13 protein-coding genes and 1 pseudogene are annotated in these 17,834 nt (G+C 41.8%); 7 read left to right on the top strand and 7 right to left on the bottom strand.

Translation table 11 applies throughout. From position 1 onward, the window contains the following. Positions 1-70: 70 nt before the first annotated feature. On the bottom strand, positions 71-199 hold the full coding sequence (locus H6G92_RS40255; protein ID WP_277926735.1) for a hypothetical protein: 129 nt from the start codon (positions 197-199) through the stop codon (positions 71-73). 45 nt (positions 200-244) lie between these two features. Between H6G92_RS40255 and H6G92_RS11145 the strand changes: the two genes are divergently transcribed. Together H6G92_RS11145 and H6G92_RS11140 are read left to right on the top strand one after the other, a co-directional pair. After that, the gene (locus H6G92_RS11145; RefSeq protein ID WP_190893762.1) at positions 245-604 is read left to right on the top strand and encodes a Rieske (2Fe-2S) protein; all 360 of its coding nucleotides are present in this window, start codon (positions 245-247) and stop codon (positions 602-604) included. Between the two features lie 151 nt (positions 605-755). Further along, positions 756-893, top strand: a complete 138-nt coding sequence (locus tag H6G92_RS11140) for a hypothetical protein (RefSeq protein ID WP_190893761.1) — start codon at positions 756-758, stop codon at positions 891-893. A 195-nt stretch (positions 894-1,088) separates the two neighbouring features. Here the strand turns inward: H6G92_RS11140 and H6G92_RS11135 are convergent, their stop codons facing one another. Next, positions 1,089-1,631: an Hsp20/alpha crystallin family protein gene (locus H6G92_RS11135; protein ID WP_190893760.1), complete on the bottom strand. Its 543-nt coding sequence runs from the start codon at positions 1,629-1,631 to the stop codon at positions 1,089-1,091. A gap of 846 nt (positions 1,632-2,477) precedes the next feature. Here H6G92_RS11135 and H6G92_RS11130 point away from each other — a divergent pair. Beyond that, complete coding sequence (locus tag H6G92_RS11130) at positions 2,478-8,174, top strand: PAS domain S-box protein (protein WP_190893759.1); 5,697 nt, start codon at positions 2,478-2,480, stop codon at positions 8,172-8,174. 106 nt (positions 8,175-8,280) lie between these two features. Here H6G92_RS11130 and H6G92_RS11125 read toward each other — a convergent pair whose 3' ends face one another. From H6G92_RS11125 to H6G92_RS11105, 5 genes are all read right to left on the bottom strand, one after another. Beyond that, on the bottom strand, positions 8,281-9,588 hold the full coding sequence (locus H6G92_RS11125) for a CO2 hydration protein (RefSeq protein ID WP_190893758.1): 1,308 nt from the start codon (positions 9,586-9,588) through the stop codon (positions 8,281-8,283). Between the two features lie 98 nt (positions 9,589-9,686). Beyond that, a complete protein-coding gene (locus H6G92_RS11120; RefSeq protein WP_190893757.1) occupies positions 9,687-11,183 on the bottom strand; it encodes an NADH-quinone oxidoreductase subunit M in 1,497 nt (498 codons plus the stop codon). A gap of 108 nt (positions 11,184-11,291) precedes the next feature. Then, positions 11,292-12,005: a carbonic anhydrase gene (locus H6G92_RS11115; RefSeq protein ID WP_190893756.1), complete on the bottom strand. Its 714-nt coding sequence runs from the start codon at positions 12,003-12,005 to the stop codon at positions 11,292-11,294. Positions 12,006-12,076: 71 nt separating this feature from the next. Next, a complete protein-coding gene (locus tag H6G92_RS11110; protein WP_190893755.1) occupies positions 12,077-13,936 on the bottom strand; it encodes an NAD(P)H-quinone oxidoreductase subunit F in 1,860 nt (619 codons plus the stop codon). Positions 13,937-14,286: 350 nt separating this feature from the next. Next, positions 14,287-14,472, bottom strand: a complete 186-nt coding sequence (locus H6G92_RS11105) for a hypothetical protein (RefSeq protein WP_190893754.1) — start codon at positions 14,470-14,472, stop codon at positions 14,287-14,289. Positions 14,473-14,609: 137 nt separating this feature from the next. Between H6G92_RS11105 and H6G92_RS11100 the strand changes: the two genes are divergently transcribed. From H6G92_RS11100 to H6G92_RS11090, 4 genes and pseudogenes are all read left to right on the top strand, one after another. Next, positions 14,610-14,822: a hypothetical protein gene (locus H6G92_RS11100; protein WP_190893753.1), complete on the top strand. Its 213-nt coding sequence runs from the start codon at positions 14,610-14,612 to the stop codon at positions 14,820-14,822. A gap of 115 nt (positions 14,823-14,937) precedes the next feature. Next, a pseudogene (locus H6G92_RS41310) lies at positions 14,938-14,997 on the top strand (pentapeptide repeat-containing protein); the annotation flags it as partial. Positions 14,998-15,006: 9 nt separating this feature from the next. After that, a complete protein-coding gene (locus H6G92_RS11095) occupies positions 15,007-16,212 on the top strand; it encodes a pentapeptide repeat-containing protein (protein ID WP_277926737.1) in 1,206 nt (401 codons plus the stop codon). A gap of 58 nt (positions 16,213-16,270) precedes the next feature. Continuing rightward, positions 16,271-17,818, top strand: coding sequence for an FAD-binding oxidoreductase (locus H6G92_RS11090; RefSeq protein ID WP_190893752.1), 1,548 nt, complete (start codon positions 16,271-16,273; stop codon positions 17,816-17,818). The last annotated feature ends 16 nt before the right edge of the window (positions 17,819-17,834 follow it).

The raw sequence follows: 17,834 nt of genomic DNA, 5'->3' as shown, positions 1-17,834 counted from the left end.
AGGAAGTGCTCCCTTTAGTTTACCCAGAAATCAGTTTATTAAGTGTCAAGATGATATTTTATGTAAGATTTTATAGTTGTGCTATTTCACCATCGTAAGCAAACCCCATCGTAAACATCGCTCTTTTGGGAAAAGTTTGTAATCTAGTGACTTTATCCTTCCCCACTCCCCAGTACTGAAAGGCGATCGCAGTGGTCACAATTGCGAGAAACTGAAAGCAGATCAGTTAGGAAAGGAGAACCTAATGAGTTGGACTAAAGTTCTTGCAGTCGAAGCACTTTCCCCAGGTACGCGACAAGTAGTGAAAGTTGGCAACCGGAAAATTCTGGTATTGAATCACGAGAATCAGCTTTATGCTGTAGATAACAACTGTCCCCACTTAAAATTACCGTTGAAAAGTGGCAAAATTAATGAAAGTGGAGCAATAGTTTGTTCCTTCCATCGCAGCGCTTTTGATCTGCGGACTGGTGAGGTACAAGACTGGTGTTCCTGGCCACCTGGTGTAGGTAAAGTACTCTCGTTGGTTTCGCCACAAAAGGCATTGCCAGTATTTCCTATTCGTGTGGAAGAAGGCAGTATCTGGGTTGATGTGCAAGAAGAATAGCGCTTTCTCCCTCAATTTACTAGCATTGGGCAAATATCTGAAGTTGCGGGTAGGCTCAAAAATTTTACGAGTCGTGATGCGTAAAGCCTCCGGTATCTAACCCTACGGTATACACACAAGTAGACCCAGAGCCATTTTCTAGGCGAAAAAAATGGATTTCTCTCGTTCCCATGCTCTGCATGGGAATGGATTATTAGGGGCTGCCGCCTCCAGTCAGATATTGAGTCAGAGACTCAATGAATGCATTCTCAGTCGGAGACTGGAAACGAGTCAAGCCTTATCAAGCTAGGTTTTTAAGACTTGTGTGTACACCGTAGGTATCTAACCGGGGGATATAAGTGAAAAAGCTGAATTTATTCAGCAATAAAACGGTTTAAGAGTTAAGCGACAAAAACCCCAGCCGATAAGTTTAGCTGGGGTTTATATCAAAATTTAGCTATTTCAGAGATATAGGAACTATTGATTGAGAAAATAGAATATCTTCTCAAGCAGTTTGAACGCTTTGCTGTGATGTAATGTTGGGTTGTGTGTTTCCATTGCCAGCTTCTATAGAAGCTGTAGCACTTTGAGATTGACCTAAATTAACTTTGAATACCTTGTTCTGCTCTTGCTCCAGTTTGGGCAAATTCAAAATTAAAATCCCATCTTTCAGGTCTGCTTTAACTTGTTGATTCTGAACTTTGCTTGGTAGAGGTATTATTCTAGTGAACTTGCCATACCGGAATTCAGAATGAACTTTAGCGTTAGATTCGGAATGTTTTTCGTAACGATGCTCACCAGTAATCGAAACTGCATCTTGAGTAACTTGAACATCCAAGTCTTTAGCTTCCACGCCTGGAATCTCAACTCTTAATAGGATCTCTGAACCATTGTCAGATAATTCAACAGCAGGAACCCACGCTGTTCTCGGTGATACAGAAATATCGGAACTGCTGCGCTCGGCTGCTGTGAGATCAGAGAAAAGTTGATCCATTTGACGACGCAGAATCTCCATTTCACGGAATGGTTCCCAACGGATGAGTGCCATATCTCAATATCTCCTTAACTTTCTAATTTACTTTTGAGTAATCAAACAAAGTTTTAGAGGTATTTAGAGGTCTTTAAGCAAATATCAAACCTCTAATTTTTTTAGAGAGAAGCTTTATTTGCTTTGTTTTTTCTCTCTAGTAACTAATTTAATAAAATAAAAATCTAAAAACAGTTGGGTAAACCGTACAGACATAAGTTGGATTTACCGTATCAAACAAAAAAAGGGTAAAAAGCTTGATAATAGTTGATATGGACGAGAACGAATACTGAATTCTCTATTCATAGGCAATGCCAAACCGTAGACATGTATGTATAGTTTATGACAGTTTTCTTGAGGACGTGTTCTTGTCACAGATGGAGCTATTGTAGAAGCTGTGAGTAAGTTGGTATAAATAATTAATGCTGGGTAAGGCAAAAGGCAAGAGTTACAACGGTTTTAACTTAGTTCATTTTTATCTACATAGTTTGATTTTATTGTGCCAACTTACTTAGTTGAACTCGAACCGAGAATTTTCTTGGACATCGTGTATGGTAAAGGGTGGTTGTACCGTGTACTCTGGTGTCGTGGGTTGGCTGGAGAGTTACCAATTTGATTGAATCAGCACAGTGCATGGCCGATGTCCGCTTTGTTGTATATTCGTACTTCGATTTCACTAACAGAGATTTGGCAGTATTAATCGGTTCTCCTGTTTTATCTGCAACTTTTACCTATACTTACGCCAAAGTATGATATTAAGCGATAATAATTCTATTTACAATCTTTTAACAAAGTTTTGCTTTCTGATTTGATGTTCAGTTTGATTCAACAAATTATTCCTGATTTAAAATTAACTCGGTAATTTATATGGAAACTCAACAAATAACAATTTTATTAGTTGATGATCAGCTAGAGAATTTAAATTTTTTATCAGAGATCCTTCAACATCAAGGTTATCAGGTGCAAACTTCCCTTTCTGGGCAATTGGCAATTAAAAGAGCGCTGGCTTTTCCCCCTGATTTGATTTTGCTAGATATTCTTATGTCAGATATGGATGGTTATGAAGTTTATCAACATTTGAAAGCTCACCAGAAAACTCAATATATTCCGATAATTTTTTTCGGTAGTTTAGATGAATTGTCTGAAAAAGTAAACATCTTTGATTTAGAAGATGTTGACTATATTACTCAACCATTGCCACCTAAAGAAATTTTATTTCGTATACAAAATCAACTCACTCTGCAAAAGCTGAAAAAACAGTTAAAAGAAAAAAATGCTCAACTACAACCGGAGATTAAAGAGCGTCAACGGAATGCAGTTGAGTTAAATATTCTGAACAAAGAAATAGAAGATATTTTAAAAGAAATTCCTGTTGGCATTGCTGAAGCTTTTTGTAAAGAAGTTTACCAAAGCGATGGCTGCGCCAACGCCGAGAGCGAACGCCTTTTAGTTGAAGCCGCCCTAAAGAAGAGTGAAAGTCAGTATCGCCACCTAGTAGAGACATCCCAGGACATGATCTGGTCAGTGAATATTGATGGACTACTTACCTTTGTCAACCCGGCAGTCAAGCAGATTTATGGCTACGAACCCCAGGAAATGATCGGGCGTGCCTTGACTGATTTCATCTCGCCTACACAAGTTGCTCAAGATAAAGCAGCCTTTGAGGGTGTTTTTCAGGGAAAGTCGATCTTCCAGCATGAAACTACCTGTGTAGCCAAAGATGGTACTTTACTTTATCTAATGTTTAATGCGATCGCTTTACGCAATGAAGAAAATCTAGTTATAGGCATGACAGGTACTGCTAGTAATATTACACAGCGTAGAGGAGTCGAAAAATTACTCCAAGAAAGTGCGATTAAGCTCCGCAATCATAACCTAGTGCTAACTCAACTGGCACAAAATCAGACGCTTTATCAGGGCGATTTGAAGGCAGCCTTGTGTAAAATCACAGAAACAGCTGTCAAAAATATTGGAGTGGAACGAACTAGTGTCTGGCTATATGACGAAACAGGCATGAAACTCCAGTGTTTTGACTTATTTGAGGCTAGCCGTAATCAACATAGCGAAGGACTTTCCTTGGCAACGGCAGACTATCCAGCTTATTTTGCAGCTTTGCAGCAAGACCAACTAATCGCCGCAGATAATGCCCATACCGATCCCAGAACTAAAGAATTTTCTGCGTCTTACTCAAGATTAAACATCAGCTCTATACTCAATACACCCATTAGGCTGGAGGGAAAAACCGTAGGAGCTTTATGTCTGGAGGCGGTGGGAGTTACTCATCATTGGACGCTAGAAGACCAAAATTTCGCTCGTTCTTTGGGAAATTTAGTATCCTTGGTGTTGGAGGCAAAAGAACGCCAACGCGCAGAAGCAGCGCGACGGGCTTCTGAAGAAAAGTTAGCATCAGCTTTTCGGTCATCTCCTGATCCTATTGCCTTAATTACTCTTCCCAATAACCGCTATGTCGAAGTTAACGACAGCTTTTGTCGGTTTTTTGGTTATTCTCGTTCTCAAGTCCTTGATCGCACCGATCAAGAATTGAATATTTGGGCGAATCCAGAAGAATATAATTTCCTCGCCCACACGTTGCTACAAACCAAAGCCATCCGCAACTATGAGATTGATGTCTGCACTTCAACAGGAGAAATCAGGACAACACTGTTTAGTGCGGAAATGATCGAGATTGATGAACAATGGTACGTATTGGGCACAGCGAAAGACATTACTGAACGCAAGCAGGCAGAAAATGAAAGCCGTTTGCTACTGTTGACAACCCAAGCTATCACTCGCGCCAATGATGTCAACAGCGCTTTAGTCGTAGTTTTGCGCTTAATTTGTCACACCATTGGTTGGGATTTTGGTGAAGCATGGATACCTAATGAAGATGGTACTTTAGAACACAGTCTAGGCTGGTACGGTGAGCAGAGCAGTTTAGAAGAATTCTGCCGCCAAAGCCAAACTGTGAAATTTGCTCTGGGAGTGGGACTACCAGGAAGGGTTTGGCAAAGCCAGGAACCAGAATGGATAGAAGATGTTTCGGAAGTTACACAGCCAGTTTTTTTGCGATCGCAATATGCCGCAAAAGTAGGATTAAAAGCTGGTTTTGGTGTTCCCATACTGGCTGGAAAGGAAGTCTTAGCTGTTTTAGTCTTTTTTAAACGTAGCTCAGTATTGGTAGATCGGCGTTTGCTCTTGCTAGTAACTGCTGTTGCTGCTCAGTTAGGTGGGTTGATTGAGCGCAAAACCCTAGAACAAGAACTAGCACTCAGAGAAGCTCGCCTCAATGCCTTTTTTAGCAGTGCTCCTGTTGGCATGAACATTGTAGATAACCAGCTGCGGTTTGTGCAAATCAATCAACTGCTGGCGGAAATTAATGGACTACCCCAGCAAGATCATATTGGCAAGACAATCTATGAAGTCTTACCCCACATCGCCCCCTTAATGGAACCAATTTACCAACAGGTTCTGTTGACTGGTCAACCCATTCTCAATCAAGAATTAAGCGGCGCATCAATTAAACAACCAGATATTATCCGCCATTTCTTAGCTTCTTATTTTCCAATTCCTGGTGAGGACGATCACCCCTCTGGTGTCGGTACAGTTTTAGTAGAAATTAGCGAACTGCAAGCAGCGCTACGCGAACGCAAACATGTTGAACAAGAACTGCGTTTAGCCAACGAACGCCTACAATATCTACTCACTTCTAGCCCTGTAGTCATTTATAGCAGCAAAAAAAACTCAGGAGATTTTAGCACTACTTTTATTAGTAAGAATGTTAAAGCAATGGTTGGGTACGAAGCGCAAGAATTTATCGAGAATTCAAGTTTTTGGCTCCATCACGTCCACCCACAAGATATTGAACTCATATCGGGGAAATTTTCCCAGCTTGTTGAACGAGAGTACAGCTCCTACGAATACCGCTGGTTACACGCTGACGGAACTTATCACTGGTTTTACGAAAAGATGAGGTTAATTCGTGACGAAGCTGGTAACCCTATAGAATGCGTTGGTTATTGGGCAGACATTAACGATCGCAAATTAGCAGAATTAGCTTTGCAGTCAGGTCGGCAACGATATAAACTTCTAGCGGAAGCTTCACCAGCTGGTATATTTCATACTGATGTGGATGGCAATGTCTTATATTTTAATCAACGCTGGAGTGAGATTACTGGATGCAGTTTAGAAGAGTCTCTGGGAAAAGGTTGGTCAAAAGCCGTACATCCAGACGACCGCGAGCAGCTATTTTTGGCATGGAATCAAGCAAGAGTTACTAGAAAGCTGTATAAATACGAACATCGATTTTTGCATGAAGATAACACAGTTGTCTGGGTAATTTGTCAAGCTTTGCCAGAATTTGGAGATGATGGAGAAATTAAAGGTTACATCGGCACAATTACAGATATTACCGAAAGAAAATTGGCAGAAGAAGCCTTACGTGAGAGTGTAGAACGAGAAAAAGCGATCGCCCAAGTGATTCAAAGGATGCGCCAAACACTGGATTTAGAGACTATATTTGCGGCTACAACTCAAGAATTACGGCAAGTGCTCAACTGCGATCGGGTTGTTGTCTATCGTTTCAATCCCCAATGGAGTGGCGAATTTGTCTCCGAATCGGTGAGTAACGGTTGGATTTCTCTAATAGAAGAACACAACAATGACCCTTATCTCACAGAGGGTGTGTTACAAAATGGTCATTGCCTAGCAAAAATTTTGGATAACGCGGATAACCAGGTGGAAGATCCTTGTCTGCAAGCCACTCAAGGTGGAAGTTTCCGTTGTGTCCCAGATATTTACAACGCTGGGTTTCATAGTTCTTATATCAACCTCTTAGAGCGCTTTCAGGCAAAAGCTTACATTATTGTGCCCATTCTATATGGTAGTCAGCTTTGGGGATTATTAGCGAGTTATCAAAATTCCGATCCCCGCCAATGGAAACCAGGAGAAATCAACATCGTAGTTCAAATTGGTAATCAATTGGGTGTTGCTTTACAGCAGGCACAATTGCTGGCGCAAACTCAAAGGCAGTCACAAGCATTGCAAGAAGCTGTGATTACGGCTGATGCTGCCAACCGTGCCAAAAGCGAATTTCTTGCCAACATGAGCCACGAACTACGGACTCCACTCAACGCTATCCTCGGTTTTACCCAAATCATGAGCCACGATCATGCTTTATCTACTGAACATCAGCAAAACCTAGCAATCATCAATCGTGCTGGCGAACATCTCCTCAACTTAATCAATGACATTTTGGAAATGTCTAAAATCGAAGCCGGCAGAATAACATTAAATCTCAACAGTTTTGACTTAATTCGCCTCTTAGAAAACCTCGAAGAGATGTTGCGGTTCCGCGCCACCTCCAAAGGATTAGAATTGGTTTTTGAATATACATCTCAACTCCCGCAGTATGTTCAAGCTGACGAAAGTAAACTGCGTCAAGTGTTGCTTAACCTCTTGGGAAATGCAATCAAATTTACCGATACTGGAAGAGTGATACTGCGGGTGTGTCTAGGGGCTGAAGAATCGGGAATGGGGACTAGGGGCTGGGAAGTAGGAGAACAAGGGGAGATAAAGGAGCAAAATTTTCCTTACCTCCCTCATCTTTTCTTCGAAGTACAAGACACCGGTCGTGGTATTGCCCCACAAGAAATTGACTTACTGTTTGAAGCTTTTGGGCAAACTGAAACCGGAAGAAAATCGCAACAGGGAACGGGACTAGGTTTAGCAATTAGCCGTAAATACGTGCAACTAATGGGGGGAGATATTAGCGTCACCAGCACCATTGGCGAGGGAAGTAAATTTGCTTTTGATATTCAAATTGGTCTAGCCGCAGCTAGCGAAATCCAGATAAAGCAAACTAGACGCCAAGTGATTAGTTTAGCGCCCGCTCAAACCGAATACCGGATCTTGGTGGTTGATGACTCCACAGACAGCCGTTTAGTGCCAGTGAAAATTCTGGCATCTATCGGCTTTACAGTCCGGGAAGCGTCAAATGGCACTGAAGCGATCGCAATTTGGCAGACATGGCAACCACACCTAATCTTAATGGATATGTGGATGCCGATTATGGACGGCTATGAAGCCACAAAAATTATTAAAGCTAGAGAAGAAGCTTCAATTCAAAATCGCAAGACCATTATCATCGCCTTAACCGCTAACGCATTTGAGGAACAACGAGAGGCAATGATTAAAGCGGGTTGTGATGATTATATTAACAAGCCCTTCCGTGAGGAACAATTACTAGAAAAATTGAGTGAATATTTAAAAGTTCAATATATTTTTCAAGAAGAAAGCTATCAGATAGCAGATGCAAGACATCAGGAAATAGAACCAATGTTGACGCTTACAGATTTAGTGACTCTATTGTCTGAAATGCCGCCGGAATGGGTGAAACAGGTGTACACTGCCGCAGCTCAATGTAGTGATGACTTAATTTTAGAATTGATTGATCAAATCCCTTCAAAAAATGCAGGACTACGAAATTTTATCAAGAATTTTGCTCAGAATTTTCAATTTGAAAAAATTATGGAATTGACGAGTCTTACAGGAGTATTATCCAGTTAATAAGAATTAAGGCTATAGTAGTGTTTTTACTGAAAAAATTTCAACATTGTCTAATTTACTTACAACAAAAAAAACCCCCCTTAAAGAGGGGGGTTGGGAGGATCTCTTATCTATAATCTTGCTTTTGAATACTGCCCAAACGAGCAGCATCACGAATATTGTAGTCACTTCGAGTAAAGCGATTTAGCTGCATTTCAAAGAAATCTCGATTGGCTTGTAAATGCTTGGGATTTGGGTCATCTAAAGGATATAAAAGAGCAGTTCGCAAAGCTTGAATTACCGCAGAAGTTACACAGTACATTGACCTTTGAAAACTCACTCCCAACTGAATCAACATATCTTCTTCACCGCGGCAATGTTGGCTGTAGTAATCAACAAGATATGGTGGCAAAAAGTGCAACATATCTTGCATTAATAAGGTGGGGGGAATGCCAGCAGTACCTACCGGGAATACATCAGCGTAAAGAATGCCATAGTGAAAGTCTTTCTGGTCTGCCGGTACTTGACGCGCTTGAGCATTATAAGATTTTGTCCCCCGGAAGGGTGCGGTGCGGTAGAAAACTGCTTCTACATAGGGTAATGCTGCTTCATAAAGCCACATGAAACCCTTGGATTTGGGGATAATTTCGTAGCATTCACCACGAATATAAACGTGATGGTAAATCGGACGACCTGCGATCGCAAATATACCATTAACTAAGAAACTCATTGCCTCTGGGACGCTACTAATGGTACCTTCGTCATAGCGATCGGACATTTCAAAGAATACCGGGGCCATGATTTCCCAGAATAAGCCCAGGTTGGCGTAGTATGACATCTGGCGGCACTGTTCCAAAAACATATCGGGGAACAGCTTGTAAAGCCCCAGCATGACGGGGTTCCCTTGGAAGTAAGCTTTAATTGCCCTGTCGGCGTTGGCTTTGTATTCGTCTGAATCTAGGTAAGGGTCAAATTGTCCACCCATCCCTCTATGCCACAACATCGCCCGCATACAAGCTTCAGCAAATTCCATGTTAATGCGATCGTGAAACAAGTGATGCAACAACTTTGGCATTTTGAAAGTTTCACCTTTCTCAATAAATGCTAAAAGTTCTGGATGTGCAGTAGCTTCGCCGCGCCAAATTCGCAAATCGGCATCATCGCCAGCATAATGATTATGCAGTTCTAAATACTCTTTGGGTAAGAAGTATTTGAAGAAGGGTAACGGGTTTAAGAATTCGCGTTCGGCAATATAAAGTAGGTCACGCCAGTAGAAATCCATCGGTACAGCATAAGCTTTATATAAACCGATGATTTGCATCAAATTTTCTGGAGTATCGGGTAACATTGCACCGCCTGCTTCTAGGCGATGAATTACTTCAGCAAATTCGTGTTTAGAAGGAGGTAATTTAATTGCTGTTTTAATTGCTGTCATGGTAATCAGAAATTGGTAGAGACGCGATTTATCGCGTCTGGGGGATAGGTTTTGAGACGCGATAAATCGCCGTCTCTACAAGTGTTTTGATTTATTTCCTATTTCAGCGCTACTTCAGAGATTACGGTTTTTTCTAAGGAGGGAATTGCAGCCACCATTGTTGTAGTTGTGGATTCACTCCAACGCACTAACCAAGTGGGTTGTACTCCCAAAAAGATTATAAAAGCTGCCAAAATTAAAGCTGGTATTTTCTCAGCCCAAAGAACTTTAGGATAGTAGGCGAAGTTATCGAGTTTGCCAAAACAAGTGCGGTTGAGGAGGATGACAAAATAAACTGCGGTTAATCCACTAGCTACTACACACAAAATTGTTGGAATGGGAAAGATAGAAAAACTACCTTGAAAGACGATAAATTCAGCGATGAATCCTGTTAAACCGGGAATACCAGCACTAGCCATCCCACTTAAAACTAGTAAGGCGCTAATTAGGGGTAAACCGCGTATGGGACTCATCAAACCATTGAGTTTATCTAACTCGCGTGTACCGACTTTGGCTTCCACGACTCCCACCAAGTGGAAGAGAATCGCCAGGATGATACCGTGGCTAAACATTTGGGCGACTGCACCCACCAATGCTAAGGGAGTACTAGCAGCACCAGCTAGCACGATATAACCCATGTGACCGACGGAACTGTATGCTACCATGCGCTTGATATCTTTTTGAGCGATCGCAACTACTGCTCCATAGATAGCGCTAACTGCTCCCCAAATTGCCAAAGTCGGTGCAATAATACTCCAAGCATGGGGAAACATCCCCAACCCAAACCGCAGCAGTCCATAGGTTCCCAGCTTTGCTAACACACCACCGAGAAGAATGGCAATTGGTGCTGAAGCCTCAACGTAAGCATCCGGTAGCCAAGTATGGAAGGGAACTAAGGGAATTTTAATGCCAAAACCTAATACTATCCCTGCTAGTAAAAGGATTTGTTTTGCTGTTGACAGGTTTTCTGTCGAAACTGCATCAAAAGCAAAATTGGTAGAACCACTCAGCCACACCATACCCAAAAATGTCGCCAGAATGAATGCTCCTGAAACAGCAGTATAAATCAGGAATTTAATCCCAGCATAACCTCGTTTTTCCCCTCCCCAAATAGAAATTAGTAAGTAGAAGGGGATTAATTCTAGTTCGTAGAATAGGAAGAATAGTAGTAAATTCTCTGCTAGAAAAGCGCCTGCAACTCCTCCACTAACTAATAAAATCATGGAGTAAAACAGCCGGGGGCGCTCAGTTTCTTTACTACTGCTGTAAATAGCAATCCAGGTGAGCAGGCTATTTAACACCAACATTAATATAGAAAGCCCATCAACACCTAATTGGTAGCTTAATCCCAGAGTTTCATTCCAGGGCAAATACTCTTTAAATTGCATCCCTGGATTGCTGATATCAAATTTTAGCAGGATAAAAAGGTTCCAAAATAGAACTATCCCAGAAAAAATTAATGCTGTTACACGAATGCGATAATTAGGAAAACTTACAGGTAATATTGCTATGAGAGCGGCGGCTAAAATTGGCAGCCAAATCAAAACACTTAACATGGCAATTTGGGATTTTAGAAAATTGGTAATTGTTATAAATGTCTATGAATTCGTGGCAGCAGAGCAATCTCGTTTCCAGGTTGCACCTGGAAACGAGATTTAAAAAATCTAACTAACTAGACTGATCCTGCCAGTATCTAAATCGTAATAACCACCGACTATTTTCAGCTTTTCTGCCTTGATTAACTCAGATAAAACTGATGATGATTTCAATTTTTCAATTTGTGCCAAAATATTTGCTTTACAAGCGTTTTCTAACTTATCTCCTGGCTGTCCTTTTGAGCTTTCTACACTTGGTTTAATTGCTTGAAGCAAACTTCCAATTTGTCCTGGCACTTGAGCGCCTTTGATTGCAGCATCTACCGCACCACATTTTTCATGCCCCACTACCATGATGACTTTGGAACCTAATACTAAGCTGCCAAATTCTAAGCTACCAATTTCTTCTGGTGTGGCAATATTACCAGCTACACGGCAGACAAATAAATCTCCAAGTCCTTGGTCAAAAACAATCTCTGAAGGCACTCGTGAATCTGCACAACCGAGAACAGAAGCAAATGGCTTTTGACCTTTGGCAACTTCGACTAAACGTGAACGTGTTTGGTTAGGATTGCGCCGTTTTGCTTTGACAAATCTGTCATTTCCATCTAATAACTCTTGCAGTGCCTTATCGGGGGTAATATCATCTTTTGCTGGTGTTTTTTCGGCTGCAAGTAAGTTTGAGCTAAGTCCCGCTGTCAATACACCTGTACCGATCGCACCTGCACCAAACTTGAATAAACTTCTTCTGGAAAGATTGAACTGGGGATGTAGTCTGCTCATGGAATTCTCCTCACAATATTAAACTTTCTGTTTGTAATAAAACGGTGATTGAATTAACTGGGTGTAGTGATTTAGAAAATCAAATTTAAAAACTGCACTCCCCAAAATGGCCAAGCAACCCACATTCCTAAAACGCCTACTCCTAGAAGAACGGTAAAGGCATAAAACTGGGTTTGTCCAGAGGTGCTGTATTTGAGACTTTCGCCACCCAATAGCGAAAATAAACCAACCAAATTAACGATACCATCAACTACAAAGCGGTCAATCATATCGGCAAGTTGGGAAATTTTGGCAACTCCAAAAATAATGGTCATTTTATATAGTTTGGGAGTGTAAAAGTCGTATGCAAACAAGTCCTGCAAACCTTGCCAAGGGAGGCGAATTGGTTTAGGAATGTTGCCTAAATAAATCACACCAGTGATGCTGCAACCGAAAATACTCGACCAAATTAAAAGTAGTGCGACATCTTTATTTAGAGTTGCCCAATCAGGTAAAAGCGATAAGCTTTGCAACACTAAAGGAAGATGTAGACTGACACCAAGTAAAATCATCATTGGCAGAATCATTGGCCAGTGAGCTTCAGGCGATCGCTGACTCATTTGTGTAGCTTTACCGCCAAAAATTAAAGCGAATTCTCTGGTTAAACTCACGGCTGTCAAAGCATTTACCGCTATCACTACTCCCACTAACCAAGGTTGCGTTTCCCACAACCCATCTGCTAGTTTCACCAGTGCCCAAAAGCTACCCAAGGGCGGAAAACCAATTAATCCCAAAGTCCCGATGATAAAGGCTATTGCTGAAATCGGGCGGCGTGTCCACAATCCGCCTAATTGAGTTACGTCTTGGGTAATGCTATTCCAAATAATTCCGCCAGTACTCATCACCAGCAGGGCTGCGGATATGGCATGGGTGAGTACTAATAACAACGCCGCTTCGTATTGTTGCACTCCCACGGCGATGAATATTAAACCCATGTATGCGCTGACAGAATAGGATTGGCAGCGTTTAAGATCAATTTGAGCGATCGCAATTAAAGAAGCACCCACCGCTGTCACTACTCCAATGGTCACCATCGCCGAGGAAACTATGGGCGAGATGGTTAACACAGGTTGCAGTTTAATCAGCACCCATGCACCACTAGCAACTACTACCGAGTTCCGCAAAATCGTACTGGGAACTGGGCCTTCCATTGCCTCATCCAACCACAAATGCAGGGGGAACTGAGCACATTTACCCATCGGCCCGGCAATTAAGGCTAAACCTACGAGTGCCATTGTTGTCGGGTTGACGTTAGCAGTAGCCGCCCACTGGGCTAGTTCTGGATAATTCCAAGTTCCGGCGAGGGGCCATAATGCCAACACGCCCATCAGCAAGAATAAGTCTCCCACTCGCTTGGTTAAGAAAGCATCTCTCGCACCTGAGACTACTAACGGCTGGCTAAACCATAAGCCAACTAGTAGGTAGGTTCCCAGCGTCAGGACTTCCAATATTACATAGCTGAAGAACAAGTTATTGCATAGAACAAGGGCACATAGTCCTGCTTCAAATAATCCTAATAAGGAATAGAAGCGTCCCCAACCCCAATCCATTTCCATGTAGCCGATTGCATAAATCTGTGCTAGCGAATTCAAGCCAGTAATCAGAACCAAAGCGCCGACACTCACCGAGGATATTTCTAAAGCAATGGTTAGGTCTAAACCAGCCGTAGATAACCAAGGAATAAATACTTCTTGGGCTGGCTGATTCCAAGTTGCTTGTAAGGCGATCACAGAATGGACAAACGCCAAAAACGTCATCACCAAGTTTATATAACCCGCCGGTCTTGGCCCCGTTTTCCGAATTATCCCTGGTGACCAAGGCACGGCTAACAAGCCACCTATTAAGGCATAGCACGGAACTAGCCAAACAGTCTCTAGTAGAAACTGAGCCATCAACTTACCTCTATATTGTCATTAAAAATTTCGGGTTTTGAGTCAACTAGCGTTGATCCCAGTTAACCCAGCAATCGCAGATAATAAAAATTTATCTTTGCTTAATTTTCTTAGAAACAGCTTACCGTTATATTTGTCCAAATGGAATCACTTTATCTAAATAAATTTGAGATAATTCCTCTAAATAAAACTTATAGAATTAATTATTTGAGAAATGAATAATAGGTATTGCTTTTTATCTATGAATTAACTGTTGGTTTCATCAATAGTCATCATGAGTTTTTACTTATTGACATAAATCACAAGAGACGCAATTGATAGCGTCTCTCTACAAGTCAGATAAATGCAATCTACACTTCAGTAATTTTGTCAATCTGCCAAAAAACAGAAATAATCGTAGGCGCTTGGTCAAATTGGCTGATGGGAGCGGGTTTCATGTCCCGGTAGTCCAGCAGTTGGACTAAGATGAGATAGGCGATCGCTAAAATGACCGAAATCGCACCTGTAAGAATGGCAATTATTTTTGAACGTTCCATCAGTATTTCCTGTAATGCAAGTTATTGTGCAGTGCCTATATCCACATAATAAACTTGGCTACAGTTTCTAGGCGTGAGCGAACCGCAGTTTAGCAGATAAAAAATTAACAATCTGAAAGCGACATTGAGCGATCGCCATGACAACTAAACAAGCTATCTTTGACGCTATTGAACAACTGCCAGGGCAACACCTAAAAGACGTGTTGCAGTATGTTCAACAACTTGCACGTACCCAAAAATCACCAGCATCTAACCCACCCACCCAAAGCAGCGATCGCCTTGCAGATTTCATCGGTGTAGGATCTTACGGTTCTCTAGCTGCTAACTTAGACGACGATCTCTCTCTATAGCGGATAAGCTTTTTATTGATACATGGGGCTGGCTCACGCTCCATGACAAAAGCGAACGCTATCACCAAGAAGCCATAACACGGGTGGTACAACTTTTTGCAAAGCTGATTTAACAGATGCTAATTTTACTGCGGCGACGTTGAAAAACACTAATTTTGAAGCCGCTAATCTAACTAATACTTGTTTGTTCCAAGCTAAAAAGCTTGATCGCGCTCGTGTTGGTGCAACTTATCTTGAAAAACCACAAGTACGCAAACTAGTAATTACAGGACAAGGACAAGACAAAAACTTTAATGGTCTATCACTGCGAGGTGTCAACTTACAAAAAGCAAACCTAGCAGATGCCAGCTTTATAGGTGCTGACCTTAGTGAAGCCAATTTGCAAGATGCCGATTTGTCAAGAGCAAAGCTGAAGCAAACGCAATTAGACGGCACAGATTTAACAGGTGCAACTCTCACAGGTGCGTACATCGAAGATTGGGGGATTACAAATACAACTAAATTGCATGGGGTGAGGTGTGAATATGTCTTTATGCACTTACCCACCAAAAAAGACCCCAATCCCCTACGCAAACCTGATAATGAGCGAAAGTTTTTCAAGGATGGGGATTTTGCTGACTTTATCAAGCCAATTTTTGATACCCTCGACCTTTATCATAATCAAGACGTTGACCCTCGCGCTGTGGCGATCGCTTTCAAAAACCTTGCCGAAAACCATCCTGAAGCCGAGTTAGAAATCGTGGCAATGGAGAAACGCGGTAATGATAAATTCTTACTCAGAGCCAAAACCGCCGCAGGTATCGATAAATCTCAACTGAGTGCAGAATATTTTGATGACTATAATCAACTCAAAGCTTTATCGCAGAGTCAGCAATTATTGCTGGTAGAAAAAGATAAGCGCATTATTAGTTTAGAAAATATGGTAGATACTGCTCTCAAGCAGCCGAAATTTTATACTCAAGGAGATACAAATATGTCAGATATCAGTGGCATCAATATTGAAGGCAGCAGTAATGTTAGCGGTATTGCTGGCAATAATTCTATTGCTAACCTGGGAACCATTAGCGGTAACGTGAGTATTGCCCTCAATCAGTTACCTGATGCAACCGATGCCGAGAAACCAGGAATCAAAGAATTATTGTCGCAGTTGCAAGATGCAATCATCCAATCCACATATTTGTCAGAAGAAGACAAAACCGAAGCGCTAGAACAGGTAAACACTTTGGCAGAAGCGGGGAAAAATCCTCAAGAATCCACCAAGCAGAAGACGGCAAAAACAGCCATCACCATGTTGAAAGGGATATTTACCGGCTTACCTGCTGTTGCTTCTCTGGTGGAAGCGGGTAATAAATTATTGCCTGCGATCGCAAAACTATTCGGTTTGGGATAAGGGCGCGGTTCCAGCAAAGATACGATCAATACTAGTAACTCTGCTGGAATTAAATCCGATGTCTTTAACTGAAGAAATTCTTTCCCAATTACCCGGCGATGCTTTAGGAGGATTGCGTCAAGGCGATCGCATCCTCACATCCCTGCGCGAAAACTCCGCACCAGTACCAACGCTAGTTAAAGAAAGTCAACAGCCTTTAGGTGTTGTAGACTTTGATGTGCTTATCTGCGGTGGCACTTTAGGCATTTTAATTGGTTGCGCTTTAGCGGTGAAGGGACTGCGGGTAGCGTTGATGGAACGCGGAATTTTGCGGGGGAGGGAACAAGAGTGGAATATTTCTCGCAAAGAACTAGATGTATTTGTGGAATTGAACTTGCTGACTGAGGAAGAATTAGCAAGTGCGATCGCTACTCAATATAACCCAGCACGAGTTAGTTTTGCTGGCGGTACAGAAGTTTGGGTAGAGGATGTTTTGAATATTGGCGTAGATCCAGTTTATCTACTCGCTACCTTGAAAACCCGATTTCTCGGCGCAGGTGGAAAGTTGTTAGAAAACACACCCTTTACCGAAGCGGTGGTTCATTCAGATGGGGTGATGGTAAATAACCAATTCAAAACTCGGTTATTAATCGACGCGATGGGACATCTTTCACCCATCACCCAACAAGCACGCCAAGGAAAAAAACCAGACGCGCTGTGTTTAGTTGTGGGAAGTTGCGCCCAAGGTTTTCCGGAAAATAACTCAGGCGACTTGTTGTTATCATTTACATCTTTGCAGAATCAATGTCAGTACTTCTGGGAAGCTTTCCCAGCCAGGGATGGCAGAACCACTTACTTGTTTACTTACATGGATGCACATCCGCAACGCTTGAGTTTAGAAGCTCTATTTGAGGAATATCTGCAACTTTTACCAGAATATCAGGGAGTGGAATTGAGCAAACTAAAATTTCAACGAGCACTATTTGGTTTCTTTCCCACCTATCGCCAAAGTCCGCTAAAAACCCCGTGGAATCGCATTTTACCAGCCGGAGATAGCAGTGGTAGTCAATCTCCCTTGAGTTTTGGTGGTTTTGGGGCAATGGTGCGTCACCTGAAGCGTTTAACTTATGGCATTTCCGAAGCGCTGGAAACAGAACAATTATCTGCAAAAGCTTTAGCACTGCTGCAACCCTATCAGCCAAGTTTGACTGTTACCTGGTTATTTCAAAGGGCGATGAGTGTTGGTATAAATCAGAAAATTGCCCCAGATCAAATTAACCAATTACTCTCGGCAGTATTTCAGGAAATGCAACAGTTGGGTACACCAGTGCTAAAACCATTTTTACAAGATATAGTGCAGTTTTCGGGACTAACACAAACACTGTTAAAAACTGGTTTATCTCATCCTGGAATAGTTGCAAAGATAATTCCACAAGTAGGTTTAGCAAGTTTGTTAGATTGGATGGTGCATTACAGTAATTTAGGTGTATATACTGCCTTATTTTGGTTGAGTCCAATGCTAGAAACATGGATTAAGAATCAACCAAAAGAACAACAATATTATTGGCATCGGTTGATTGATGCCTGGAAGTATGGTTCTGGAGGTGATTACTTAGATGAAACTTAGAATTTTATCGGTGTGG

The organism is Nostoc foliaceum FACHB-393 (genome assembly GCF_014698505.1).
GTDB lineage: Bacteria > Cyanobacteriota > Cyanobacteriia > Cyanobacteriales > Nostocaceae > Nostoc > Nostoc foliaceum_A.
The sequence above is the reverse complement of the archived record's forward strand: the minus strand, read 5'-3'. Positions and strand labels throughout refer to the sequence as shown.